Here is a 23,459-nt window from a genome sequence, read left to right as displayed (position 1 = left end):
TTCACGGCGCAGGGGACGCCGTCCGGATTCTGGATGTTCGCCATGGCAATTCTGATATCATATATCACGAAATGGGAGCAAACCGGAACAAAACCATGCGCGCGGCGGCACAACCAGACTCTTCAGAAAAACTGGAGCATCAGAATCTTAACGATCGTACCTATGCCATTATCAAAAGCGGACTGATTTCCGGATCATTTCACCCTGGTCAATACTTCATCATCAGAACCGTTGCCGAGCGATACGGCATTTCACCCACGCCTGTGCGAGAAGCGCTTCAGAGGCTCGTAGCCGAAAGATTGCTTGTCATGACGGCGAGCCGATCAATCATCGTGCCAACCCTTTCGGCGGATGAATTTACAGAGATCTATCGCATACGCTGCGAATTGGAAGGCTTGGCGGGAGAGCTTGCGGCGGCGCACTGCCGCACCGCCGATGTCAACCGGTTGACGAAGATAATGGATGGTATCGACAAAGCGATTGCGGGTGGGGACAAGACCGCATATAGGCAGTTGAACGAGCGCTTTCATTTTTCGATTTATGAGAAAGCGGGATCGCCGCGTTTACTTGAAATCATTCAAAATTTGTGGGGCCAGGTTGGACCGGTTTTCTACGGCCTGTTCGATGACCCGGATTACGGGGGAACGCATGCCAATTTGCATCACCGCGCGATCGTCGATGCACTCAAGGCTCGTGATGCGCATGCCGCACGTCAAAGACTTGTTGATGATATCGTCGCTGCCCGGGAAGCATTATTGCCACGTCTGCAGACGTTGATCGACGTCGACGCCGAAGCGAAAGTGTTGAGCTGATGCCGTGCCGGCCAACGTCGCGATAATGACGACTACTGTGCGAGCACTTCCTGTAGCGCGTCCTCGGTCGCATTGAGAAACTGGTCCGCGTTGCCTAGGGAAAACGGCAACGGTGGTCGAATCTTCAATACATGTCCTTCGGGGCCAGACGCGCCGATCAGGATATGGCGCTTTCGCAATGCGTTGACAACGCGGATAGCCAGCCCCGGGTCGGCGTCCAGCGTTTCGCGGTTCTTGACGAGATCCATGCCGATGAACAAACCGGCTCCCCGGACCTCGCCAATCTGCTCGAAGCGCCCCGCCATAGCGTGAAGCCCATCACGGATATACTGACCGACCAAACGCGCATTTTCTTGTAAGCGTTCAGCTTCGATGACTTCGAGTACGGCCAAGCCTGCGGCGCAGGAAACGGGATTACCGCCGAACGTATTGAAGTAGCGTGCTTTCAACGCGAAATCCTGCAGCACCTCTGGCTTTGCAACCAGTCCCGCTATTGGCAAGCCGTTGCCCATCGGTTTTCCGAGGATGACGAGTTCCGGGACAATTCCGTGCCGCTGGAATCCCCACATTGCATCGCCTGTCCTGGCAAACCCCGGTTGCACTTCATCAGCGATAAACACGCCGCCCGCTTTCCGAATGATCTCCACGGCGGGAGCAAGAAAGCCCGCCGGATCGCTATAGACACCATCACTGGAGAAAATCGTGTCTACGATCAGCGCGGCAACCTTGACGCCGTGGCGCCTCAGATCTTCAATCGCACTTTCGACATGTCGTGCAAACGCCGTGGCGAGATCTTCGTCGCCAGCGCTGTCAATGCGCAGCGCATCCGGGGCCGGCACCGTCCGAACATGCAATCCCATCGGCACGTTGTCGCCGAGCGATGGCGATATTTCCGATACGGCGCTGGTAATGCCGTGATACGCGGTCTGTGTGACGATGATACCGGTACCCCCTGTCGCGTTGCGCGCCACGCGGAGCGCCAAATCGCTCGTTTCGCTTCCTGTACATGTGAACATCACATTGGACAGCGCACTTGGAAATGTCGCTATCAGCTTTTCCGCGTATGTCAGGATAAGTTCATGCAGATAGCGCGTATGGGTATTCAGTATGGCTGCTTGTTTCGAAATCGCTTCGACAACATGCGGATGGCAGTGTCCGACAGACGGAACATTGTTGTAGACGTCGAGATAGGCGGTGTCGTCGGCATCGTACATATGGACGCCTTGCGCGCGGACCAGATGGAGCGGTTCTTCGTAGAATAGTTTATACGACGGCCCTAAAACCCTACTCCGACGTTCCAGTAGCCGCTGTCGCGATGCGTCGAGCCCCACGGCTTTTTTTGGATCGAATGCATTGACCATCAATATCTTTGGCATTTCCTTTACTCCATGTTGCAAGCGAGACGCAAGCGCGCGCTTGCGTCGTCACGGTTCAATATCGACAGAAGGTGCAGACCCGTACAGGACCTTGCGTGATTCTTTAAGATGTATCCGCCATTTTCCGGATAGCGCTTCGCACGCCAACCGGTGATTGCTATCGTCACCACGTAGCGTGCAGCGATAAGGTCGTACAGCAGATCCAATTCCTGGGCACTCAGAGGGACGCGCGCATGGTAGGCCGTGACGAATTCAATCACCTTAAGCCACGGATCTGTAGCGGAGTCGGCGAAGTGATAAGAGGCGCCTACGGCAACGTCAACGATCAGTGCGGTATGTACGAGATCCCCGAAATCTAAAATGCCGACAACGCGTTCCGGTTGGGCCGGGTCCACGAGCACGTTATGGAGATTCAAATCGTTATGTACGACCTGAGCACGCAGCGTAGGTAACACCGGGGCGACACGCGTGACAAAAGTGTCCGCAAAGCTTTGGGTTAGTGCGCGCAGTTCGGCATCATCGATATGTTCAAGGAGGCCTCGCACGCGCGGCGTATGCTTTAAATCCCAGGCCAGCTCATGGAAGGCACCAGGATGATGGAAATCCCTCAATGCATGTCCCATTCTTGCGAGGGCGTCGCCGAGATTGTGTCGTAGAGCGGCCGAACGCGGCACCCCGAGCATGACATCGCCAGGCAGGTACGAGATCATGCGTACGGATCGTAATTCACCCTTGTCGAAGGGTAATGACAAATGGGCTTCACCGTTCAGCGTTCTGATCACGCGTGGCACGGGAAGGTCAGGGTCCGCGCAGGCTATGTGTTGCATGGCAGCAAGCTGAAAGTCATTGACCTCCGGTGGCTCGGCGGGGTTACTGACACGAAACGCAAACTCGCGCCCGTCCGGAGCCGTGATTTTGAAGTTCTGGTCACGCTCGCTTGTCATAACGGTGGCTTGCCCGTGGATACCGTAATGCTGATGCACGATCCCCTCAACGTGCGCCAGGCTCACGCGCGAAGAAGCCTTGCTGAGGCTTTCGTTCACGAGTGCTTCATTTGTTGCACCACCGTCGTTGCGACCCATGATCATCCCGTTCAGAACATCCAATCTCTTCAAAATTTTGAGATATGATATATCGCAAATGTGGAAGAGAAACAAAAAATTTACGCATCTTGCGAAGTGCACGTGGGGTCTGGTGGTGGCTGCCGTGCCCGAGCGACGAGGCGCATCGCGGCATGAAGGCGGATTCTCGTCGGCAGCAAATATAAATTTGCCAAAACTTTATTTTTACGAGAAAAGACGATATATCATATTTCATGAATTTGATGCTATCTGGCGATTGTGGTCAGTGGTGCATCCTAGGTAAAGCATGGAACCATGCGGCCAGGCGCATGAGCGAAACAAACGGCGAGTTAGCGGTTTCGCACGACGCGGCGACCGCCATTTTTTGACGGAAATGGGCGAGCGATGGAAAAGCTGACGATCAACTGCGACATGGGAGAAGGCTTCGGTCTCTATCGGTTTGGCGACGATGAAGAAGTGATGCCTTATGTCACTCACGCGAACATCGCCTGCGGTTTTCATGCGGGCGATCCGAGCGTGATGTGGCGCACGGTCAAGGCGGCGAAACGGCATGGTATTCATGTCGGATCGCACCCCGGCCTGCCGGATCGGGAAGGCTTTGGTCGGCGGGAAATGAAGATGACCCGTGATGAGGTCGCGGCACTGGTTCTTTACCAAACGGGCGCATTGATGGCATTCCTCAATGCCGAAAGCATGTCGCTTACCCATATCAAGCCGCACGGCTCATTGATGGGTATGGCAATGAAATATGCGCACGTCGCCGAGGGCGTGGCGGACGCCGCGCTGGCATTGCATCTCCCGGTCATTGCCTGCTGGAATAGTGAGATGACGCGTGTGCTGAGCGCTCGCGGTGTCTCGTATAGTTGCGAGTTTTATTGCGATCTGGACTACGACGACGACGGTGTGCAGATTATCTCCATGCAACATGACCCTGTCTCCCCGGAACTGGCAGTCGAGCGCGTCCGTCTTGCTTTGTCTAATCGGCAGGCACGATCCGTCAACGGAAAGCTGGTCGACGTCGCGGTGGACTCGATTTGCGTGCATAGCGATACGCCTGGCGCTTTGCCGCTAGCGCGAGCTGTCCACGATGCCGTGGCAGACCGTCTTTAGGACGATATCGTCATGGCCGTGACTTCTGTACGAGTAATCACTGGTTCGGCGGCGCGTCGGGTTTTACAACGCTCACTAAGCGAAGCGGTACGGGCGATAGGTGGGTCGTTGGGGCCGTCGTCGAAGCGCTTGATGTACGACGCAGGAACGGCCGGTGTCCTTCAGGCAAGCGATGGTCTCTCGATTGCCCGGCAGGTATGTCCTGAACAGGGGGTCAAATCCGTTGCACCGAAGCTGTTAAAGGAAACGCTGTGGGAAGTACAGCGAGACCTCCATGACGGCACCGCGCGTGTCGCCTGCATGGTGGATGGCGCGTATGGGGAGGCGCTTCGGCATGTGGCGCATGGCATGGCGCCGATCAAGCTAGGTCGTGCGATCGAGCGCGTCGCGCGGCGTCTACCGGCGCTTCTCGCCATGCAACGCTGTCCGATGCCATCGCGTGCGGCAATTGCGGCCTCGGCCTGCGACGACGACGCGCTTGCACATCGTGTTGCTGAACTTTTCGCGTATTTGCCCGAAGAGGGGGCGTTGGAGATCATCGCTGGCGTCGAGCCGGGCATTGTTGTGGAACGTTTCTCGGGTTACTGCGTCGACGTTGGCGATGCCGTGATCGGGCCAACGGCCTTGCAACAGAGACAGCGGTTTGCATTGCATGCAGTACATGTCCTGGTTGTAAATGAGGTGCTGGATGATTTCGGGCCGTTATTGCCTGTGCTCGAACAATTTGTCTCGCGAGCCAAATCGCTGCTGATTGTCGCGCGAGGATTTACCGGTGCGGCTAGAGCGGTGCTGAGTGCGAATCATCAGGCGCTGACCTTGCATGTGATCGGGGTCACGCTTGCCGATGTGGCGATGCATGCCGTTGGCGTTCTGGAGGATTTATGCGTCGTAACCGGAGCGACGCTTGTGAGTGAGGAGACGGGTACGACCATGGCATCGGTCAGGCCTGCGATGTTGGGCCGTGTTGAAAGTGTCGTCATCGAAAATGGTCGTGCTGTATTTGCGCAAGCTGAGGGAGAAGTCGCCGCTGTCTTGGCACGTCGACAAGATCTTGAACGGGACGCGCAACGCCAGCGTCATGTCTCTTTGGATCGAGAGCGTCTGTTGCGGCGCGCCGCACGTCTACGCGGTGGGTGGGCGCAAATGCGGGTTGCGGGACGCACCATGTGGGAAACGGAAGCGTTCCTTGTTCAGGCGCGCGCGGCATTGCATGCCTTGCGAGCCAGCGAGGCCGACGGCGTGGTTCCTGGAGGCGGTAAAGCGTTGGAAAGACTCGCCGACATGATGCAGTCGGACAGCGCGATGCGTTGCGTGGCAACGCCGCCGGACGAGATCGAGTGGGCGGCGATACAGGTCGTCGCAGCGGCATGCCGTGCCGTCAGACGTCAGATTGTGCTGAACGACGGGGCGTTTGGAGAAAGGACGGTAGTGGATCCCCTGTGCACCACGACGGATCTGTTGCGGCGTTCGCTGTCGCTGACGACAGCGCTGATCGGCATTGAAGTATTGATTGCCTGACAACGGCCAATGCGATGAACGCTTACGATCATGCGAGAAAGGATATGAGCACCGGTAACGAGATTAATGCGCGAACGCCGATAAGCAATGTCGCGGTGCCGCGATCCAGGCCTTTTGTCATACGGAATGGCGCCGCCATCGAGCATGGGACGGTGGCCAATAATGCGCTACTCGGCCAGCACGACGATGTCATCCTACGTGCTGGCGATATCGTGCATCGCTATGGCAACGTGACGGCACTCGACAACGTTTCGCTTGATGTGCGGCGGGGGGAGTTCCTTACCATTCTGGGCGAGAGCGGGTCAGGCAAAACCACGATGCTCCGTGTGATCTCAGGCCTGGAACGCGCATCGGAAGTGAGGACATTGACGCTGGACGGCGTGGACGTAACGGACACCCCCGCGGCAAAGCGTAACTGCACGACCGTGTTTCAAAGCTATGCACTATTTCCGCATATGTCGGTGGAGGAGAATGTTGCCTACGGCTTACGCGTTCGCGGGATTCCGCGTGACGATAGCCGCAAGCGCGCCCACGACGCATTGGCCATGGTGCGTCTATCCGACAAAGCGGGTCGACGTATCGGGCAATTGTCTGGTGGCGAGCGCCAGCGCGTCGCACTTGCGCGCGCCGTTGTCACCCGGCCGGCAATCCTGCTTCTGGACGAACCGCTTGGTGCCTTGGACGAGCGTCTCCGTATCGATATGCAGGCGGAATTGGTCGACATTCACAAAGCGCTCGGCATGACGTTTATTTACATCACACATAGCCAGGAAGAAGCGTTGACCATGAGCGATCGGATCGTGCTGATGCGAAAAGGTCGAATTGAACAATGTGGTGCGCCAGAAGCGCTCTTTGATCGCCCGGTCAACCAATTCGTTGCACGCTTCATGGGCTTTGACAACGTATTGCCATGCTGTGTGATAGACGCTCCAGACGTGAATAACATCGCCCGCGTTGCGCTGGGTGACCAGGTCGTGCGCGCCGTATGCGCTCCAACGCTTGCGATCAAACCCGGCGATGTCATGACCTTGGCGGTGCGTGCGGAGCGGCTGATTGCAGCCCGGTCTGCCTCTCTATCGATGGCAAACGGTGATCAATGCGTGTCGGGCGGGATAAGCGATGCGATGGGTGCTCTAGACGGCATGGAACGCAACAAGATTACCTGCACCCCGATACGCCATATGTATCGTGGCAAATACACCGATCAAACGGCCCGGTATGCAGGCGACGGTGAAATCAAAATCCGGTCCTGGGATCAGAACACATTGACCGGTGCTTTCGATACAGTGCACTGCCGTGTACAGGATTGCGTGCTTCTTCCCTCCTAGTCAGTTCATACAACAAGAAGGCGATCAAGATGAAAGACCGGCATTCGATTACATCGCAACTGGATTTGGCCCGTCGCGATCTGCTCAAAGGCACAGCGGCAACTGGCGTGCTTGCCCTGGCGGGGGCTTTCGGTTTAAGTCGGCCGGCCAACGCCGCAGCCAGTTCGACCGTTAGCGCCTATGGCGTCACAACCGCGCAGTTGAAGGATTGGTCACTTCTCGAGAAGTCGACCGGGTTGAAGATGCAATATGTCGGTTCGAATAACGACGTTGGCGTTTTCATGCGTGACGTGATGGCGTCGCAGATGGGGAATAAGGTCGATCTCTTTATTTTCGAGGGGGGGACGCAGGACATTTTAGGGCCTCAAGGCGCCTATCAAGTGATTGATCAGAAGCATCCTGCGTTGAAGCTCTGGGACCGTACCGCGGATACCTGGAAGCATTCGGCCACGGTCATGGGCAAGGACGGGAAGCAGTACGGCGTGCCAGTGATCGGTAATGCCGACAGCTTCGGGTATTTTCCGGACAAGATCGGGGTCAGCGCGGATGGCGAGGCCGATGTGTCCTGGAAGATGATGTTCGAGGACGAGCGTACGCGCGGCCGGGTTGGCTACGACAAGACGTGGAACTATTCGATCGGCGTTGCGGGCATGTACTTGAACGCGACCGGCAAGGCAAAGGTAGCAAACCCGGCGGATCCGACACCGGCCGAGGCCAAGGTGATCGTCGATTTTCTGGTCGCGCGTAAAAAGGCAGGGCAGTTCCGTACCTTGGTCTCGTCGTTTGAAGAACAGATCCAACTGCTGACGAACCACGAAGTTGACATTTTGAATTGCTGGGAACCGGCAGTGCGAGAGGCGAATGCAAAACTGGGTGCGGGCAAAACGCGTTATGCGTACACGGTTGAAGGCTATTATAAATGGGGGCATGGCGCTTATATTGCGTCACAGGCCAAGTCTCGCGGCAATATGGACAACATCTACAAGATGCTGAACTACTTCCTGGACGGCGAATACCGCGCCTATCAAGCCCGCGATCGTGGTTACGCCGGCCCCAACATGGATCTGGGTGTCGAGTATGCGACCAGCCATAATTGGTCCGCCCAGCAGGTTCAGGAGTTGAAAGATACCCAGAAAAAGGTCGATCGGAAGTTTGCCAAACCTTTCGTCAGCACGACGACGCCAACACATTCGGACGCGATCGAGGACGAATGGCAGCGCTTTCTGAACGCATGACTTTTGATTCGTACGAGGTCTATCGAATGGAGGGCGCGATGCCGGACGCCATGATGAGTCCCCGTTCCACGCTGGAGGGAGTGACGCCAGAGATGTCGGGTCTCCCATCGGGTAAGCCCACAGGCGGGCCGGAAAAGCGAGCACGGCGACGATCGATGCGTACGCCTTTAGAGCGGACGCCCTGGCTGCTGCCAACGTTTTTGTGTGTGTGGCTGGTACTCGTGATCGCACCGCTACTGGTGCTATTGGCGTACAGTTTTTTTGAAAGCCGCAATTTTGCGATGATCTATTCGCCATCGTTTCATACATGGGAGAGCGTTTTCCAGTCGGGCCGCTTTGAAGTGACGCTGCGCACGTTGAGAATCGCTTTGAGCGTCACGGCCGTGGATCTCCTACTGGCATTCCCGGCTGCCCTCTGGCTGGCGAAAGGGCGGTGCGGCAAAAGTACTCGAGCCATCATGCTCGCCCTGTTCACGATTCCCTTCTTCCTTGATCTCTCGTCACGCATCATTGTCTGGCGAGGTATCCTTGACGAAAATGGATTGATCAATTACGTGCTGATGCATTTGCATCTGATCGACAGTCCGATTCACGGTATGCTCTACACCGAAGGCGCCGTGCAGTTCGGCATGGCCATCACGAATTTCCCCGTGATGATTCTTCCTATCTATCTGGCGATCAGCGTCATCGATGACACACTCATCGCGGCGGCGGCAGACCTTGGCGCTTCGCCAGCCAGAATTCTGGTCGACATCATCCTGCCGATGTCGATGCCCGGCATTTTGGCCGGCGTCGTCTTTACCTTGGGGCCGGCCCTGGCGTCGTGGATCGAGCCGAACATGCTGGGTGGCGGGTTCGTCAACATGCTGAGCAATTCCGTCGACAGTGCCTATAGCGCGCTGCGCTACCCGGTGGTGGCGGCGCTGTCCAGCCTCGTTATCTTGCTTATCGGCGTTCTGTTGATCGCGCTGGTCTTCCTCACGCGCCGCTTCACGGATTTGTCGAGTGCGTTTCGGAGCTTGCAGAATTGAAAAATTCGACCATCCCGATGCCTGCGGCATCGTCCTATGCGGTGGTGGGAGGGCGCGCATGGAGCTACTGGAAAGGCTGGAGCGCGATCGCCCAGGCATTCGTCTTTGGCACAGTCGCGCTCATCTATTTTCCTTTGATGTGGCTCGCGTTGATGTCCATCAGCGCGCAGCCGTTGTCCGGTTTGCCGCTACCGTTTTCCTTGAGCAGTTATCGCATACTGTTCCACAAACTGGACTGGGTTGCACCGCTTGGCATCAGCGTATTGATCGCGATTGGCGTGGGTGCCGTCACGGCAATCACGGCGACCCTCGTTGGACGGCTATTGCCGCATTCCCGCCGCTCGGGCACGTTGGTCCTGCTAGCTATCTTGCCCTTGTTTATTCCAGGTATGTCGATGGGCGCCGCGATGTTTATTTTTCTGCGGCCCATGCTGGGAATGACGCTCGGGTTCTGGTCCATCTTTCTTGGACATGTGGTATGGGCCTTTCCATTCTCGCTGTTGATTGTGCTCGTGCTGACGACGCGATTCGACAACCGCTTGATTGAAGCCGGGGCCGATCTTGGTGCATCGGCGTGGCGCACGTTCTGGGATATCGAAATGCCCATCTTGCGCCCCGGCATCGTTGGTGCCGCGACCTTTGGGTTTCTGATCTCATTCAATGAGGTGCAGCGCTCCGTTTTCCTGAGAGGTACCGCAACCACGATGCCAATCTGGAACTGGACGATGGCGTCGTCGCAGCAATCTCAAGTGCCAGTGATTTTCGGCTTGGAGACAATCGTCTTACTCGTTGTATTACCGTCGTTGGCGGCGTTGTTCTGGGTATTGTTCGTGCGCATGGACAAGAGTTGATCCCTTTTGCTCCCTTGTATGTCACGTCTGGTGCGCTGAGCCGTGGTGCACGGACGGCTTGCTTGTGTGTCCTGAAAATGTCGTCTTTAATCTGCTTTAGTCACAGAGGTTATCGATGTTCTACACGCAACCGCGTTTTCGGCCGGCGGGCGATTCCTTTATAGAAGTCGAATTAGGCGACGAGATGAGTTTCGACGTCAATGTCCGGGTGCATTCGCTGACTGCGTCGATTCGCGCGGCAGGAATCGACGGTATCGTTGAACTTGTTCCGGAACTGGCATCGATGTTGGTGTCGTACGATCCGGATCGCGTTACCTACGAGCGTCTTGTAGATGAGATTCGTCAGTGTGCCGAGGCAAGTGGCGACGATGCCAATGATGAAATGCCGAGTCGCCTTTTCTATGTACCGACCCTGTATTTCGACCCGTGGACAACGGAGTGCGTCGAGGCTTATTGTCGTCAGCATACGGAAAAGGTACCAGATCCGTTACTTCTGGTCAGCGAGAACGGGCTGAAAGATATCGCGGAATTGAAGCGACTGCATTCAGGCACCGAATATTGGGCGGCAGCGCTCGGGTTCTGGCCGGGTCTCTGTTCGTTGTTGCCACTGGACCCGCGATGCCGCTTGAATGCACCCAAGTACAACCCGCCCCGGACCTGGACGCCAAAGGGGACGATTGGTGTTGGTGGGGGGCTGTCGTGTATCTATCCCGATCCCACACCAGGGGGGTATCAAATCTTCGCACGCACCCCCATACCCGTGTGGGACAGAGAGCAACGCCTCGCCGCGTTCAAGGATAGTGTCGCCTTGTTTCAGCCCGGTGATCGCGTTCGTTTCGTACCGATTGATCGGGAAGAGTATGACGACATTGAAGCGAGGGTAGCCGATGGCAGTTACGTGCATCAGATGGTGGACTACCAGACGTTCTCGGTGCCGCGTTATCGCGCGTGGCTGCAATCGCTCGACCCGGTAACCGCATCAGACGGTACAGGACCTTTGCAGGAGACTGTCCATGTTTGAGGTGCTCAAGCCGGGTCTGGAGACCACGGTCCAGTCGCTTCCGGGACGTATCGGTTTTCTCGAGCGCGGGTTTCCGTGTTCGGGGCCCGCCGATGCATGGTCTTTTCGTCTGTCGAATCTTCTGGTTGGAAACCACCGTGACGCCCCGGCTTTGGAATGGCAGTTTGTGGGTCCTACGATTCGCTTCCTGGTTGATGTGCGCATTGCGTTGTCGGGCGCCGATGTCGTGGCAAAGCTGGATGACGTCGTCGTGCCGCTTTGGCAGACACTTCCGGTGCGAGCTGGGCAGACGCTCGTCTGCGCCGGCGCTAAAACAGGCGCGCGCGGCTATATAGCGATATCGGGTGGCGTCGTTAGTCCGACAATCCTTGGATCAAGTGCTACCTTTCATATGGCCGGTATCGGTGGCCCATCGGTCGGTGCGCTTAAAAAGGGCGATACTGTTGCGATAGGCGCGAAAGGTGACGATACCCCTCTTTCAGCGAACGCTTCCCTTTGCTACACGGTTCCCCAGGCCGCACGACCACCGATCGATGCGGCTGATCGAGACAGGTCCGACGATCGCATTGCCGCGTTGCTCGGCCCCAACGACGCTTGGCTTGACGCAGCCGGCATCGCGCGATTTTACGACAGTGATTGGACGGTGCTCCCGCAAAGTAATCGCACGGGAATCCGCCTCAAGGGGCCGGCGTTTACCTTTGCGCCATGTGCGTATGACAAGCGCCCCGAGCACGGCACCGATCCGTCGAACATTCTCGATCACGGCTATCCATTGGGTGGCATCAGCATAGCGGGGCAGACCCCCATCGTGTTCGTGCAGGATTCGCCTACTGCGGGCGGTTTCATCGTGCCGTTCACGGTGCCGAAGGCCGATCTATGGCGCCTGGGCCAGGCGCGCCCGAACGAGACGATCCGATTCAAGCAAGTGTCTCTGGCTGAGGCGCAATCGGCACGTCGCAAGATCGATGCACTATGCCAGCCAGAAGCCTTGCGCGCCGTGGCGACGTCGGAGTGCGACTTCTAGGGCGCGTGTGGTCTTGCAACCGACTTATCTGTTCACCGATGCAGGGCGCAACGGATCAATCGGATGCACCGTGCGTCCGCGATGCTTTACGAGCAGCGCCACGCAGGCAACGACGCCTGCTAATGCCACCGTCGCAAAAACTCCGCCGAACGTAAAGTGCCGACGGCCGAGTTCGGCAACCAGAAACGATCCCGCGATGCCGCCAAATCGCCCTATGCCGAGCATCCACGAGACGCCTGTACCACGACCCTGCGTGGGGTAGAACGCGGCGGCAAGCGCAGGCAGCGACGATTGCGCTGTATTCATCAGCACGCCCGCGCAAAACACGACGAGTACCAGTAAACCGACATGCCCTAAGGCCTGTCCCACCGCTACCATACTGACGGCCGTGAGTGCATAGCAGAGTGCAATGATTCTATCTGCGTTGAAGCGATCCATCAGATAACCGCATAACACCGCACCCACGCCGCCCAGCGGGAACAGCGCGGATATCAACGCGGCATGGGCAGGTGCGACGCCGCCTTCGCGCAGCAGGATGGGCATCCAGTTGATGGAAGCATAGAAGATGACCAAGCCCATGAAGTAGGCAATCCACAGCATCAACGTGCCAAGCAGATAAGGCCGCGATAGCACCAGTCGCAGACCACGATGACCTTCCGCGTTGCTTCTGGCATTGTCGCTTGTCGTTTCCGTTAAAGTGAATGTCGCCGTTGGATCGAGGGAAGCCGCAGCGTGAGGCCAGACACGTGCCAAGGTCCGTCTAATCAGTGCATTGTCTTGAAGGCTGGCAATCAGATAACGGACCGATTCAGGCAGCGCCGCCAATAGTACGATCAATAGCAGCAATGGGGTAACGCCGCCCAGGATCAGCACGCTGCGCCAACCGAAATGCGGGATCATCCACGCGGCGAGGAAACCTCCGAACGCGGCGCCTAAAGGAAAGCCGCAGAACATCAGATTGACGAGCGTCGCGCGCTTCTGCCGAGGGCAATATTCATTCATTATCGTTGCTGCGGTCGGCATGGCGGCGCCGAGACCGATGCCGGTCACGAAGCGCAGCGCGGTCAGTTCGATAAGATTACCCGCCTGCGACGATATCAGGCACGCTATCCCAAAAATGGCGACGGCACCGGACAGGAGGGCGCGACGGCCCAGGCGATCCGAGAGCGGTCCCGCGAATAATGCACCACAGGCAAGGCCGAACAGTGCGGCGCTTAGCACCGGGGATAGGGCGGCACGGGCAACGCCCCATTCGCCTAACAACGATGGTGCAATGAAGCCTATAGCCGCTGTGTCGAAGCCGTCGAGTAGCACGACCAAAAAGCACATTGCAAAGATCAACCACTGTCTTGCCGACAGCGGCTGTTGATCGATGAACTGCTGTACATCGACGGATGGTTGTATATGAGATGACATTGGCTTCCCCGGACTGTTCGACTATCGAACAGCATTTCATTGAGCGAACATTAGAGGTGTCAGCTTACGAAATCGCGACGTTTGCGGTCAGGTGGGTTAACCCGCGCAGCGGCACGTCAGCGGGGCCGTCAGGGCAGTCAAACCGCGGAGGGAACAGGCTCGGACGGTGCTCCGGCAGGCGCGGGATGGGGCACGTACGGCGTACTTGGCGGGGTGCGCCGCGGCGCTGCGGTGGTACCGTCTGTGGCATGATGCCCCTCTGCCTTCAAGCGCTCCGATACTTCCGCATACTTGCCGATAGCGGCAGGGTCGCCTTGCGCGGCGGCCAGCGCATACCACAGCTGCGCCGATACCAGGTCGACCTTGACGCCGTCACCGCCTTTCTCATAAAAGCTGGCGACGATATATTGTGATGTCCCGTCGCCCTTGCGTGCCGCGCGCAGATACCAGGTAAACGCGGCGTGATAGTCACGCGGCGTACCGCGGCCGTCCATGAACTGCGTCGCCAGTGCGATTTCCGCGCCAACGTGACCGTGGCGTGCGGCGCGCAAGAACCATCGGTGCGCGAGTGTCGGGTCCGATGGCACCAGTTGCCCATCGTCGAAGATCTTCGCGTAAATGTACTGGGCGTGTGTCATATTGGCATCGGCGGCTTTGCGCAGCCACTGCAACGCTTCAGGCAGATTCGGCTCAGTGCCTTCGCCATTGAGTAACATCATCGCGTAGTCGAATTGCGCGATGCGATTGCCACGTCGCGCCGCCTCGCGAAACTCACGTAGTGCCACCGGATAGTTGCTCTGCGCATAGTCCTGAAGCGCTGTCGACAACGTGGGATCTTGCGCAGCGTCCTTTTTATGGGATTCCGATGCAGTTGTTCCGGATTCAGCCGACACGGTGAGCGGCAGCATTGCGAACCCCACTACAACGCGCAATGCGAGCCAGGCAATTATTTTAGGTAAGGCATGGCGATAGGGCGGCGGACGCATGGGATGGCTCGGCAGGCTTGGAACGTGGCGTCTTCATCATAGCGAAAGTCTCCGCAGCTGTATTCATCGACAAATCAGCGTGGGGTGAATAACCACATTATTGCGGCGTGACCATCGACTATCATGCCAGCCCTGCCTATGAGCGCGTAATATTGCACGTGCCGGATGCGATATGCCTCAGCGTGCTTCAGTGAGAGACGTGCGCCGTCGCCTCGGTGATGGATTTTGCCACGGTGCGACGCAGCGCCGACATGGCTTCACGCGCCACCTCCATTGGATCCCGTGCTTTCATCGCGTCATTGAATACTTCCAGTCCTATCGGGCCTTTGTAGCCCGATTCAAGCATCGTTGCGACCAGGTCTACCACCGGGAAGCGTCCCTGCCCCGGAAGCAAGCGGCGATGCCGTGCAATCTGGATAATATTCGGGAGATCGATTTCTTCCATGATATCGGAGAGCTGCAACAGGAAAATCCGATCCATTGGAATGCCTTGAAGGTCCCTCACATCACGTCCTCGCGAGAACATATGGAAGGCATCAACGACCAACCCCATATTCGGCTCGCCTACCGCCTGAATCGTTGCCCATGCGGCCGGTACGGTGTAGGTCAGTGTGCTCCACGCCATCCCTTCATACGCCACCCGCAAGCCACGCGATGCAGCTTCACGGGCCAGCCACCGAAGGTCGTCCACGACGCGCTCGGCCACGCAGTCCTTGTGCGTGCACGCGGGTGTGAGCACTGTATCGGCACCAAGCGCCGTGGCCCGGTCCAGCAACGCGATCGCTTCCTGCCGCTTGGCATCGCGGATCTCGTCGGGCGCGCCGTCGAAGTCGAGCAAAACCTGATGATCGGTTAATCCCAATCCGATTTGGCGCATATGCTGCCCCAGTGCTTGCGCGCCAGCGTCATAAGCCTCTACGTCCTGGCGCCACAATTCCACTTGGGCGAAGCCGGCCGCTTTCGCCGCCGCGAGTTTGTCCGTGGTGGGGCCGCCCAGCAGGATCGTATTGATGAAAAACGGATTCGAGAGATCACGCAGCACCGCCTCGGTGTCATGATTCAGGTTTGTCCAGTCGGTGTTGGTCGTCATCACGGCCCCTCTCAAAAAAACGCGCGTCCGATTTGCTTTTATCAAGTCGATCAACTGACTCGCCGTCCTCGTTTTGTTCGCTCGCACGGGGGACAAGCCAGGTCCGCAGACGAGTAGGTCTTCGGGGAAACTACCGTCGGTTAGCGGGACAAGGAAGCGGACGCGCTTCATGGTGTCCACAGCATAGTCCGATGTGCTGCAGGGGCGCTGTGGACCTCTCAACGATTGTCCGATAATCGCGCGAATCGCGCGTTGATCAATCGTAATTAGGGTTTACGCTTTTCCGCTCGCTACAATGTTGACCTGTTCATGACCTATGGGTCGAAAAAAGCGTTGTATTTTCTGCCGCCGTGGCACTTGTCGAGATAAAGAATCTCGATCGAGGGGTTTCACGAAGCGCGAATTCCTTTTAGACTGCGACGCGAAATCCAGCACCCCGCCCGCTGTACCACGGGCGCGGTAGCCACATCGAATGATGTGGATCAAGTCAGTCAGTCCGGTACGTTGACATACCTTGACTCCGCTACTACCGTTCGATGTGCGGGACATTTTTCCACTGGTTGCAGACCTTACCGGTGGTTGCCAGGCATATGTTCTGGCAATCGTTGGACGGTAATGACGACCTTAAACGACAGTTGACACCATGCAGGCGACCTCCACTTACACAAAATCATCGCGTTCCCTTTCGTTGCTTCAAGTCCTGATGCTGGTCGGTATTGCCGGTTCTGGTGCCGCGGCGCTGTGTGCCTATCTGGCCGATATATTAAAGTGACGCCGGATCATTCATGTACAAGAAAGGCGTCGTACTCGAACTGCAATTTCCGGGAAAGCGGATGGTGCGTACCGGAACGTTGCAGGCTAACAGCGAGGGGTCGACCTCGCCCGTATCGCATGACAATACAGCGCGCTCAGCGATACCCACGTATGCGTTGACGTTGACACCTGATGAGGCGCGCGCACTTCTGGATCGATTGCGGCAGCGTCTAGTCAAGGAAGACATCAGTGCGCCCTTCGTATTGAGTTTGGGCGAACACGACAATAATGCCGATACGGTGCAAAGCAAAGTAGCAATATCAAGAACCCCCCCGCGCAGGGAAGGGGACTCCGGTGGGCACCCTGCTGCTACGACGCACGCTGCGGCAGCAGGGGCCATGTTGCTTGCGGCTTCCGCCAGCGCAACAACTGCCGCCGTTGCTGGGACACTTGACTCGCCTGATGTGCGGCATAACGAAGACGTCGCATTCAAACAATGGGTCTGTGTGATCTGCGGCTGGATTTATGATGAAGAAGCGGGCTTGCCCGAGGAAGGGATTGCACCCGGTACGCGCTTCGAGGATATTCCCGACGACTGGCGGTGCCCGCTATGTGATGTAGGGAAAGCTGATTTTGCCGTTGTCGCGTTTTAAGCGGCCACTTGGTTTGAAAGCGTCGAAGGGTAACGTGTAAAACGGCACGGAAGTTGCTCAGTACAGTAGAGCCAACCCGGCTTGCTTACTGTGGGGTGACCTCGTCTCGCGCATTTGCGTGCCGACGTGGGCGGCTCCATCAGCGACGAGATAACAGAGAGACTGCTTCCATGCGTGCCATCCTTCGTGCCATTCCCCGCTGCTTTTCCCCCCGTCTTTCTTCCGCCAGCCGTGATGTGTCAAGCGCATGCACCCAGCTTCGTCCGTTGAACGAGAATGCGAGCGACGTGCTGCATCAGCGCGCGTATTCCCGATCAGGTGCCGTGCCGATATGCAGGATGACGGCATGTCTGTTGCTCCCGGTAGTGGCCGCGGCGTACATGAATTCGGCGCACGCCGCGACGGAAGAGGAACAGGCAAAAGCCTGCAGGGGCGATGCCATGAAGCTCTGTTCCGATGAAATCCCGAATAAGGAGAAGATCGCTGCCTGCTTGCAGAAGAAGCGTAATCAACTTACGCCTGCCTGCCGTGCGATGTTCAAGAAATCAAAGTGACGTCACGCCTGCGCGGGGTCATCGTGTCTTCATCTTCCAGGATACGAAAAACGAAATAATACAACCCGCCAGTAGATAACCCGCTACTGGGTGCCAACTACCGCCTGCCATACCGACTAGTCCGACTGCAATGAAGGGGGTGAAACCCCCGCCGACCACGCTTGCGACCTGATATCCGACACCCGCGCCGCTATAGCGGAAGCGGGTACCGAAGAGTTCAGTGAACAAAGGTTGCTGCACTGATACGACCATGTCATGGGCAACATTTGCCAACAACACGGCACAAACCACTATCCAGACTGTTGAGCGTGCATCCAGCGCCAGAAAGAATGGAATCGCGCTTAGTGCGCCAACCAATGCGCCCAACATGTACACCTGGCGGCGTCCATACCGATCCGCGGCCCAGGCGAAAACAGGGATCGTGACAATGCTGATCGCCCCAACTGCGAGGCCGATATTAAGGAAGAACTGGCGGGGCATGCCGAGATTCGACGTCGAGTAGCTGAGCGCGAATGCGGTCACGATATACATCGTGAACAATTCCGCGAGCCGCAATGCGATGATCAGCAGGAAGGCCTTCGGATTTTCGCGCAAGGCTTCGAAGATCGGTAACCTTGCCGGTTGCTTGGATTGCGTCACCACGTCTTTTTCGAAGGCTTGCGACTCATCCATGGTCGTCCGGATCCACAAGCCGATAGCCACCAGTACAACGCTGAAGAGGAAGGGCAGGCGCCAGCCCCATATACGGAAGGCGTCGTTATCGAGCGTTGTATTCAGTATCGACACAATTCCGGTGGCAAGCACGAGACCGACGCCATATCCCACCTGCACACCGCAGCTATAGAACGCCTTGCGTTTTTCCGGCGCAGATTCAACGGCAAGTAATGCGGCACCGCCCCATTCGCCGCCAACGGCAAACCCCTGAATGGCGCGAAGTACGATCAACAACACGGGCGCCCACCAACCGATGCTGGCATACGTCGGGAGCAGGCCGATCAGCGCGGTGGACAGACCCATTAGCGTGACGGTCAGGACGAGCATCCGCTTGCGGCCCAGCTTGTCGCCGTAGTGACCAAATACGAAACCGCCCAGCGGGCGGAACAGAAAGCCCACGCCAAAGGTGCCGAATGCCGCCAGTGTGCCCATTGCAGGGCTGATTTTTGGGAAAAACTCCGCGTTGAAGATGAGCGCGGCGACAATCCCGTACAACAGGAAGTCGTACCAGTCGACGACCGCACCGACGAAGCTGCCGAGCGCGGCTTTGCGCGCACGCGCGGGGGCGAGCGACATGGCATCGGCATGTTGTTGTGTTGGGCTACGGAGGGCGCTGGTCATGATGGTCTCGATAAGTCGTTGGTCATCGTTATCGGCAGCGGTGCGGAGCATGCCATGCTGTCAGGCGGGACCGATGGTGGGATCAAGGGCTGCGATCACACCATGTCGCGATACAAATTGCAATCGCTTCGGCCCGTCAAAACGCGATAACTGGTTATTTTCAGGCTCGTGTTGCGAACATTTCATCTTGACGAGGCTATCCATGCGAATTGGCCGCACAACAGCCTCGTCAAGGTGTCGCACAAGCACCTCGTTAGCTTAAGGCGATGAGAACACTCATAAAAGCACAGCGCGCCCTTTTTGCGCGATAATCGCTCGTATGCGTTCACTGATTGGATGCGAATGGGGTTAACGAGGGGCGACGATGCTGGACAGACGGGACTGGATTGCGGGGCTGGAGAAGGGATTGGCTATCCTCGAGGCGTTCGATGCCGAGCATCCTCGGATGACACCCACGCAAGCGGCCGCGCGCACGGGATTGACGCGCACCGCCGCGCGCCGATATCTGTTGACGTTGCAGTACCTGGGATATGTGCGGGGCGACGGCAAACTATTCGAGCTGACCCCACGCGTGCTCCGGGTGGGATGGTCGTACTTCGATTCGGCGAGGTTGCCAAGAATGGTTCAGCCTTACCTGCAGCAACTGAGTGCGACGATCGATGAACCAGTCTATGTCAGCGTGCTGGATGGCTGGGAACTGGTGTTCATCGCACGAAACAGCACATCCCGCGTGATGAGCACGGGCTTTGTGCTAGGGGCGCGGGTGCCCGCGCCGCTGACATCGGCAGGGGTGGTCTTGCTCGCATCGCGGGACGATGAGCAGGGATTAGCGCAATGGCTCGATGCGGCAATCCTGACGCCTTTCACGCCATATACGATTACACATAAGGACCGATTATTGGAAAAGGTCCGCCACGCCAAACACGATGGCTACGCTGTGATCGAGCAGCAATTGCAAGTTGGCGTGCGCGGCGTCGCGGTGCCATTGAAAGATCGACATGGGCAGGTGGTTGCCGCGCTCAGCACGAACATGCTGATTGGCAAGGAAACGACGGAGGCCGCCGTGGCGCGTGTCCTGCAAGCGCTACGTGACACCGCCTTGTCTATGCTGAATGTACTGTAACGACGATGCTCATCGCCTGGCAATAGATCGTCGCCGAACGCATCCGTGGAAGCGTCAGCGTGCGGCCTATTCCGAAATCGCGTTGGCGCGCATCCGGCGGATCAATGCCAAAAATGCGTGAAGCGCTGCCGACCGGTCGTCACGTCGGTACAGGCAGCATAACGCGATGTCGCGCAAATGGGGCGACGCGAGTGGCCGATACACCACCCCCGGCAGCCGCAGATTGGCGGCCGATTGCGTCGTTACCGCCAGACCAAAGCGGCTTGCCACCAATGCGATGCATGTGACCACGTCTTCCACTTCCTGCTCTACCTGCAGTCGGACGCCTTCAGCACGAAACGCGGCGGCTACCTCCTGCGCGAGACCATGTACGGGCGCGTTCGGATACAAAATCAGCGGCTGCGCATCGAGCTCGGCGAGCGTTACTGTCTCCCGCTCGCACAGGGGATGTCCTTCGTACAACGCGACCAAAAAGGCTTCTCGGCGGACGGTTTCGACAACGATATCCGGTTCATCCGGCACGAGGCGATTGAAACCGATCGTCAAACGCCGCTCGCGCAGTGCGATAAGTTGCTCGACCTTCGACATATTGTGGCAACCGATCTTGACCTCGGGTCGCTCGATATGGAATGCCGCCAACAGCCTCGGGATGATATTGAGGATGCCAGAGCTGAAAATACCGACATCGAGGCGACCCGCGTATCCCTGTCCCGCCAGCTTGGCGTGTTCTTCCGCACGCCGGGACAGCGCAAGGATAGTGGGAACGTCTTCTAGTAACGCCTGGCCTGCTTCTGTAAGCTCCGCTCCCTTGGTCGTACGCTGAAACAACTGAGTATCGAGTTCCGCTTCCAAGGCACGTATTGCGCGCGTCAGGGGTGGTTGCGCCATATGGAGTCGTTCCGCTGCCCGGCCAAAATGCAGTTCCTCCGCCAGTGCCACGAAATACCGCATTTGTCGCAGATCCATTTTGCTCCACCGTCGATTCCGATACCTGGATGGTATCAAAATTGGGATAAACGGTATTGGACGGTCAGAAGGGCGGCGCGCATCATTGCAAAAAATAATTCAGACGGTTATGGCCGCGTCGTCGCACCGGCCGGGCAGGGGCATCCGTCAATGGGAGGCAGCAATGATCATCGAAAAACAGGAGGATGTGACGCGCGCGGTTCTTGACGAACTGCGCCGGGCATCCAATCCCCGTTTCAAGGAAATCATGTCCGCGGCCGTTCGCCATCTGCATGATTTCGCGCGCGACGCCCGCTTGACTGAACACGAATTTCATCAGGCTTGCGGCATTATCGCGAAGCTGGGGCAATTGACAACGGCTTCCCATAATGAAGTGGTGTTGATCGCCGGTTCCCTTGGACTTTCGTCGTTGATTTGCCTATTGAACAACGGGGATCATGGACAGACGGATACGACCGCGAACTTGATGGGACCATTCTGGAGAATGGATTCACCGCGGGAAGTCAATGGTGCGTCCATCGTTCGTTCAAACACCTCAGGGACGCCGTTGTTCGTCAATGCCTGGGTAAGGGATCTGGATGGCAAGCCGGTGGCGGATGCCGAAGTGGATGTCTGGCATACGTCTGCTGAAGGGTTTTACGAGAACCAGGATCCAGAACAGGCCGATATGAATCTGCGCGGGAAATTCACCACCGACGCGAACGGGCACATCGCTTTTCGCAGCGTGAAGCCTGCCGGCTATCCGATTCCCTTGTCCGGCCCGGTGGGTGAATTGCTGCGAGCACAGGGACGGCACAATATGCGGCCTGCGCATATTCACTTCATGATCTACAAACCCGGATTCAAAACGCAGTTTTCCCAGGTGTATTCGAGTGATGATCCGAATCTCGAAACCGACGTGCAATTCGGCGTCACTCGGGCTTTGGTCGGCCACTATGTCAAGCATCATGGAGGCAGTGAACCCGCGCCTTCGGCCGACATCAAGGGGGAATGGTATTCACTCGATCACCATTTCAAGATAGAAGCGGGTGAAGCACGTTTGCCGGCGCCGCCTATTACCGGCAAGGCGTCTGGACCGCGTCCGGTGTTCAAGATTTTGGCGCGCACGGAATGAGCGCGTCTTCAGGCTCACTGCATCCGCACAGCCTGACCCTGCTCATATACCAAGGAGAAGCTTATGCCCATTGTCCATATCTCGATGGTGGAAGGACGTGATGACGCGCGCATCAAGGAATGCATCAAGGCGGTAGCGCGAACGGTAAGCGAGACCCTTGGCGCACCGCTATCGACGGTACGGGTCTACGCGACCCAGGTACCGGCCGCACATTGGGCGGTTGGTGATGCGACGAAGGACGACATCGACGCCCACAGAAACGACACAACGAAGGATGGACGATGACACCGGACTTGATAGAAAAAGCCGCGTCTGCATTGTCCGAGGCGGCGCGCACCGGCGAGTATCTGCCGCCGCTACGGGAAACCTATCCGGACATCGATATTCCGAGTGCCTACGCCATTCAGCGAATGAACACGGAGCGGCGTATAGCCCAGGGACGGCGTATTGTCGGCTGCAAGATCGGGCTGACATCGGCGTCGGTGCAGAAACAATTGGGCGTCGATCAGCCGGATTTCGGGATGCTCTTCGATGACATGAGCTTTGGCGACAGTGAGCCGATTCCCGCTTCTGTCCTGCATCAACCAAAGGTAGAAGCGGAAGTCGCATTCGTGCTTCGGCACGATCTGAGCATGCCGAATCCGAGTCACCTTGACGTATTGAACGCTATCGACTACGCATTGCCCGCCATTGAGATCGTAGGAAGCCGGATCGAGAACTGGAACATCCGCATCGCCGATACGATCGCCGATAACGCGTCTTCCTCTGCTTTCGTGCTGGGCACATCGCCGAAGAAGTTGTCCGAGTTCGATTTGCGACTGTGCGGCATGGTATTGGAGCGTCGCGGCGATCCGGTATCGGTCGGTGCAGGCGCGGCTTGTCTTGGCAATCCGATCAATGCGGTCGTGTGGCTGGCACGCACGATGGCTTCTTTCGACATGCCTTTACGGAAAGGAGATCTGGTGCTGTCGGGGGCGCTGGGGCCGATGGCCGCTGTCACGCCTGGCGACATTTTCGAGGCTCGCATAAACGGGCTGGGCACGGTACGCGCTGCTTTCGCACTCCCCGCACAATGAGGTAA

The 23,459-nt window shown here is 57.5% G+C and carries 23 protein-coding genes; 16 read left to right on the top strand and 7 right to left on the bottom strand.

The genetic code is table 11. The features are described from left to right. Positions 1-95: 95 nt before the first annotated feature. On the top strand, positions 96-812 hold the full coding sequence (locus WM40_RS19895) for a GntR family transcriptional regulator (protein ID WP_081764955.1): 717 nt from the start codon (positions 96-98) through the stop codon (positions 810-812). Positions 813-844: 32 nt separating this feature from the next. On the opposite strand, the gene WM40_RS19890 is transcribed toward WM40_RS19895, so the two are convergent. Continuing rightward, positions 845-2,188, bottom strand: a complete 1,344-nt coding sequence (locus tag WM40_RS19890) for an aspartate aminotransferase family protein (protein ID WP_024903720.1) — start codon at positions 2,186-2,188, stop codon at positions 845-847. Positions 2,189-2,193: 5 nt separating this feature from the next. After that, positions 2,194-3,270 (bottom strand): phosphotransferase, encoded by a 1,077-nt coding sequence (locus WM40_RS19885; protein WP_036010174.1) that lies wholly within the window; start codon positions 3,268-3,270, stop codon positions 2,194-2,196. Between the two features lie 384 nt (positions 3,271-3,654). Here WM40_RS19885 and pxpA point away from each other — a divergent pair, with 384 nt between their 5' ends. The 8 genes from pxpA to WM40_RS19845 all read left to right on the top strand — a co-directional run bounded on the left by pxpA (position 3,655) and on the right by WM40_RS19845 (position 12,388). After that, on the top strand, positions 3,655-4,380 hold the full coding sequence (gene pxpA, locus WM40_RS19880; protein ID WP_036010091.1) for a 5-oxoprolinase subunit PxpA: 726 nt from the start codon (positions 3,655-3,657) through the stop codon (positions 4,378-4,380). 12 nt (positions 4,381-4,392) lie between these two features. Next, on the top strand, positions 4,393-5,898 hold the full coding sequence (locus WM40_RS19875; protein WP_082103014.1) for a TCP-1/cpn60 chaperonin family protein: 1,506 nt from the start codon (positions 4,393-4,395) through the stop codon (positions 5,896-5,898). 44 nt (positions 5,899-5,942) lie between these two features. Then, entirely contained in the window at positions 5,943-7,226 is a 1,284-nt protein-coding gene (locus tag WM40_RS28100; protein ID WP_157685049.1) for an ABC transporter ATP-binding protein, read from the top strand. Positions 7,227-7,255: 29 nt separating this feature from the next. Beyond that, a complete protein-coding gene (locus WM40_RS19865; RefSeq protein ID WP_157685865.1) occupies positions 7,256-8,461 on the top strand; it encodes an ABC transporter substrate-binding protein in 1,206 nt (401 codons plus the stop codon). Then, positions 8,458-9,492: an ABC transporter permease gene (locus WM40_RS28095; protein WP_051504454.1), complete on the top strand. Its 1,035-nt coding sequence runs from the start codon at positions 8,458-8,460 to the stop codon at positions 9,490-9,492. The genes WM40_RS19865 and WM40_RS28095 overlap by 4 nt, the downstream gene beginning before the upstream one ends. Further along, entirely contained in the window at positions 9,489-10,343 is an 855-nt protein-coding gene (locus WM40_RS19855; protein ID WP_024903727.1) for an ABC transporter permease, read from the top strand. Before WM40_RS28095 ends, WM40_RS19855 begins: the two co-directional genes overlap by 4 nt. A 115-nt stretch (positions 10,344-10,458) precedes the next feature. After that, positions 10,459-11,364 (top strand): 5-oxoprolinase subunit B family protein, encoded by a 906-nt coding sequence (locus tag WM40_RS19850; RefSeq protein ID WP_046153750.1) that lies wholly within the window; start codon positions 10,459-10,461, stop codon positions 11,362-11,364. Then, the gene (locus WM40_RS19845; RefSeq protein ID WP_024903729.1) at positions 11,357-12,388 is read left to right on the top strand and encodes a 5-oxoprolinase subunit C family protein; all 1,032 of its coding nucleotides are present in this window, start codon (positions 11,357-11,359) and stop codon (positions 12,386-12,388) included. The genes WM40_RS19850 and WM40_RS19845 overlap by 8 nt, the downstream gene beginning before the upstream one ends. 24 nt (positions 12,389-12,412) lie before the next feature. Here WM40_RS19845 and WM40_RS19840 read toward each other — a convergent pair whose 3' ends face one another. From WM40_RS19840 to WM40_RS19830, 3 genes are all read right to left on the bottom strand, one after another. Then, positions 12,413-13,804 (bottom strand): MFS transporter, encoded by a 1,392-nt coding sequence (locus WM40_RS19840; protein ID WP_046153749.1) that lies wholly within the window; start codon positions 13,802-13,804, stop codon positions 12,413-12,415. A 137-nt stretch (positions 13,805-13,941) separates the two neighbouring features. Beyond that, complete coding sequence (locus WM40_RS19835; RefSeq protein ID WP_176026079.1) at positions 13,942-14,790, bottom strand: tetratricopeptide repeat protein; 849 nt, start codon at positions 14,788-14,790, stop codon at positions 13,942-13,944. Between the two features lie 187 nt (positions 14,791-14,977). Beyond that, entirely contained in the window at positions 14,978-15,880 is a 903-nt protein-coding gene (locus WM40_RS19830; RefSeq protein WP_046153748.1) for a sugar phosphate isomerase/epimerase family protein, read from the bottom strand. A gap of 643 nt (positions 15,881-16,523) precedes the next feature. On the opposite strand from WM40_RS19830, the gene WM40_RS32130 reads away from it, so the two are divergent. The 3 genes from WM40_RS32130 (at position 16,524) to WM40_RS32335 (ending at position 17,840) form a co-directional block, all read left to right on the top strand. Continuing rightward, a complete protein-coding gene (locus tag WM40_RS32130; protein ID WP_269083100.1) occupies positions 16,524-16,652 on the top strand; it encodes a hypothetical protein in 129 nt (42 codons plus the stop codon). A gap of 13 nt (positions 16,653-16,665) precedes the next feature. Next, the gene (locus tag WM40_RS32565; protein ID WP_024903733.1) at positions 16,666-17,286 is read left to right on the top strand and encodes a rubredoxin; all 621 of its coding nucleotides are present in this window, start codon (positions 16,666-16,668) and stop codon (positions 17,284-17,286) included. Positions 17,287-17,456: 170 nt separating this feature from the next. Then, a complete protein-coding gene (locus WM40_RS32335; protein ID WP_313905202.1) occupies positions 17,457-17,840 on the top strand; it encodes a hypothetical protein in 384 nt (127 codons plus the stop codon). Between the two features lie 18 nt (positions 17,841-17,858). Here WM40_RS32335 and shiA read toward each other — a convergent pair whose 3' ends face one another. Continuing rightward, entirely contained in the window at positions 17,859-19,175 is a 1,317-nt protein-coding gene (gene shiA / locus WM40_RS19815) for a shikimate transporter (RefSeq protein WP_024903734.1), read from the bottom strand. A 364-nt stretch (positions 19,176-19,539) separates the two neighbouring features. Here shiA and WM40_RS19805 point away from each other — a divergent pair, with 364 nt between their 5' ends. Then, positions 19,540-20,298, top strand: a complete 759-nt coding sequence (locus WM40_RS19805) for an IclR family transcriptional regulator domain-containing protein (protein WP_046153746.1) — start codon at positions 19,540-19,542, stop codon at positions 20,296-20,298. 66 nt (positions 20,299-20,364) lie between these two features. Here WM40_RS19805 and WM40_RS19800 read toward each other — a convergent pair whose 3' ends face one another. Next, positions 20,365-21,264, bottom strand: a complete 900-nt coding sequence (locus WM40_RS19800; protein WP_024903736.1) for a LysR family transcriptional regulator — start codon at positions 21,262-21,264, stop codon at positions 20,365-20,367. Positions 21,265-21,427: 163 nt separating this feature from the next. Between WM40_RS19800 and WM40_RS19795 the strand changes: the two genes are divergently transcribed. The 3 genes from WM40_RS19795 to WM40_RS19785 all read left to right on the top strand — a co-directional run bounded on the left by WM40_RS19795 (position 21,428) and on the right by WM40_RS19785 (position 23,454). Beyond that, on the top strand, positions 21,428-22,378 hold the full coding sequence (locus WM40_RS19795) for a dioxygenase family protein (protein ID WP_024903737.1): 951 nt from the start codon (positions 21,428-21,430) through the stop codon (positions 22,376-22,378). A 63-nt stretch (positions 22,379-22,441) separates the two neighbouring features. Next, positions 22,442-22,663 (top strand): tautomerase family protein, encoded by a 222-nt coding sequence (locus tag WM40_RS19790; RefSeq protein ID WP_024903738.1) that lies wholly within the window; start codon positions 22,442-22,444, stop codon positions 22,661-22,663. Further along, on the top strand, positions 22,660-23,454 hold the full coding sequence (locus WM40_RS19785) for a 2-keto-4-pentenoate hydratase (RefSeq protein ID WP_046153745.1): 795 nt from the start codon (positions 22,660-22,662) through the stop codon (positions 23,452-23,454). The genes WM40_RS19790 and WM40_RS19785 overlap by 4 nt, the downstream gene beginning before the upstream one ends. Positions 23,455-23,459 lie beyond the last annotated feature (5 nt).

Origin of the sequence: Robbsia andropogonis, from assembly GCF_000970345.1 — a bacterium.
Taxonomy (GTDB): Bacteria; Pseudomonadota; Gammaproteobacteria; order Burkholderiales; family Burkholderiaceae; genus Robbsia; species Robbsia andropogonis.
Note: the sequence above shows the minus strand (reverse complement) of the source record. Positions and strands in the feature narration are given on the sequence as shown.

Bases quoted from the DNA above. Each gene is read 5' to 3' on its own strand.
- WM40_RS19895 (WP_081764955.1), top strand. From the start codon at position 96: ATGCGCGCGGCGGCACAACCAGACTCTTCAGAAAAACTGGAGCATCAG.
- WM40_RS19890 (WP_024903720.1), bottom strand. From the start codon at position 2,188: ATGCCAAAGATATTGATGGTCAATGCATTCGATCCAAAAAAAGCCGTG.
- WM40_RS19885 (WP_036010174.1), bottom strand. From the start codon at position 3,270: ATGGGTCGCAACGACGGTGGTGCAACAAATGAAGCACTCGTGAACGAA.
- pxpA (WP_036010091.1), top strand. From the start codon at position 3,655: ATGGAAAAGCTGACGATCAACTGCGACATGGGAGAAGGCTTCGGTCTC.
- WM40_RS19875 (WP_082103014.1), top strand. From the start codon at position 4,393: ATGGCCGTGACTTCTGTACGAGTAATCACTGGTTCGGCGGCGCGTCGG.
- WM40_RS28100 (WP_157685049.1), top strand. From the start codon at position 5,943: ATGAGCACCGGTAACGAGATTAATGCGCGAACGCCGATAAGCAATGTC.
- WM40_RS19865 (WP_157685865.1), top strand. From the start codon at position 7,256: ATGAAAGACCGGCATTCGATTACATCGCAACTGGATTTGGCCCGTCGC.
- WM40_RS28095 (WP_051504454.1), top strand. From the start codon at position 8,458: ATGACTTTTGATTCGTACGAGGTCTATCGAATGGAGGGCGCGATGCCG.
- WM40_RS19850 (WP_046153750.1), top strand. From the start codon at position 10,459: ATGTTCTACACGCAACCGCGTTTTCGGCCGGCGGGCGATTCCTTTATA.
- WM40_RS19845 (WP_024903729.1), top strand. From the start codon at position 11,357: ATGTTTGAGGTGCTCAAGCCGGGTCTGGAGACCACGGTCCAGTCGCTT.
- WM40_RS19840 (WP_046153749.1), bottom strand. From the start codon at position 13,804: ATGTCATCTCATATACAACCATCCGTCGATGTACAGCAGTTCATCGAT.
- WM40_RS19835 (WP_176026079.1), bottom strand. From the start codon at position 14,790: ATGCGTCCGCCGCCCTATCGCCATGCCTTACCTAAAATAATTGCCTGG.
- WM40_RS19830 (WP_046153748.1), bottom strand. From the start codon at position 15,880: ATGACGACCAACACCGACTGGACAAACCTGAATCATGACACCGAGGCG.
- WM40_RS32130 (WP_269083100.1), top strand. From the start codon at position 16,524: ATGCAGGCGACCTCCACTTACACAAAATCATCGCGTTCCCTTTCGTTG.
- WM40_RS32565 (WP_024903733.1), top strand. From the start codon at position 16,666: ATGTACAAGAAAGGCGTCGTACTCGAACTGCAATTTCCGGGAAAGCGG.
- WM40_RS32335 (WP_313905202.1), top strand. From the start codon at position 17,457: ATGCGTGCCATCCTTCGTGCCATTCCCCGCTGCTTTTCCCCCCGTCTT.
- shiA (WP_024903734.1), bottom strand. From the start codon at position 19,175: ATGACCAGCGCCCTCCGTAGCCCAACACAACAACATGCCGATGCCATG.
- WM40_RS19805 (WP_046153746.1), top strand. From the start codon at position 19,540: ATGCTGGACAGACGGGACTGGATTGCGGGGCTGGAGAAGGGATTGGCT.
- WM40_RS19800 (WP_024903736.1), bottom strand. From the start codon at position 21,264: ATGGATCTGCGACAAATGCGGTATTTCGTGGCACTGGCGGAGGAACTG.
- WM40_RS19795 (WP_024903737.1), top strand. From the start codon at position 21,428: ATGATCATCGAAAAACAGGAGGATGTGACGCGCGCGGTTCTTGACGAA.
- WM40_RS19790 (WP_024903738.1), top strand. From the start codon at position 22,442: ATGCCCATTGTCCATATCTCGATGGTGGAAGGACGTGATGACGCGCGC.
- WM40_RS19785 (WP_046153745.1), top strand. From the start codon at position 22,660: ATGACACCGGACTTGATAGAAAAAGCCGCGTCTGCATTGTCCGAGGCG.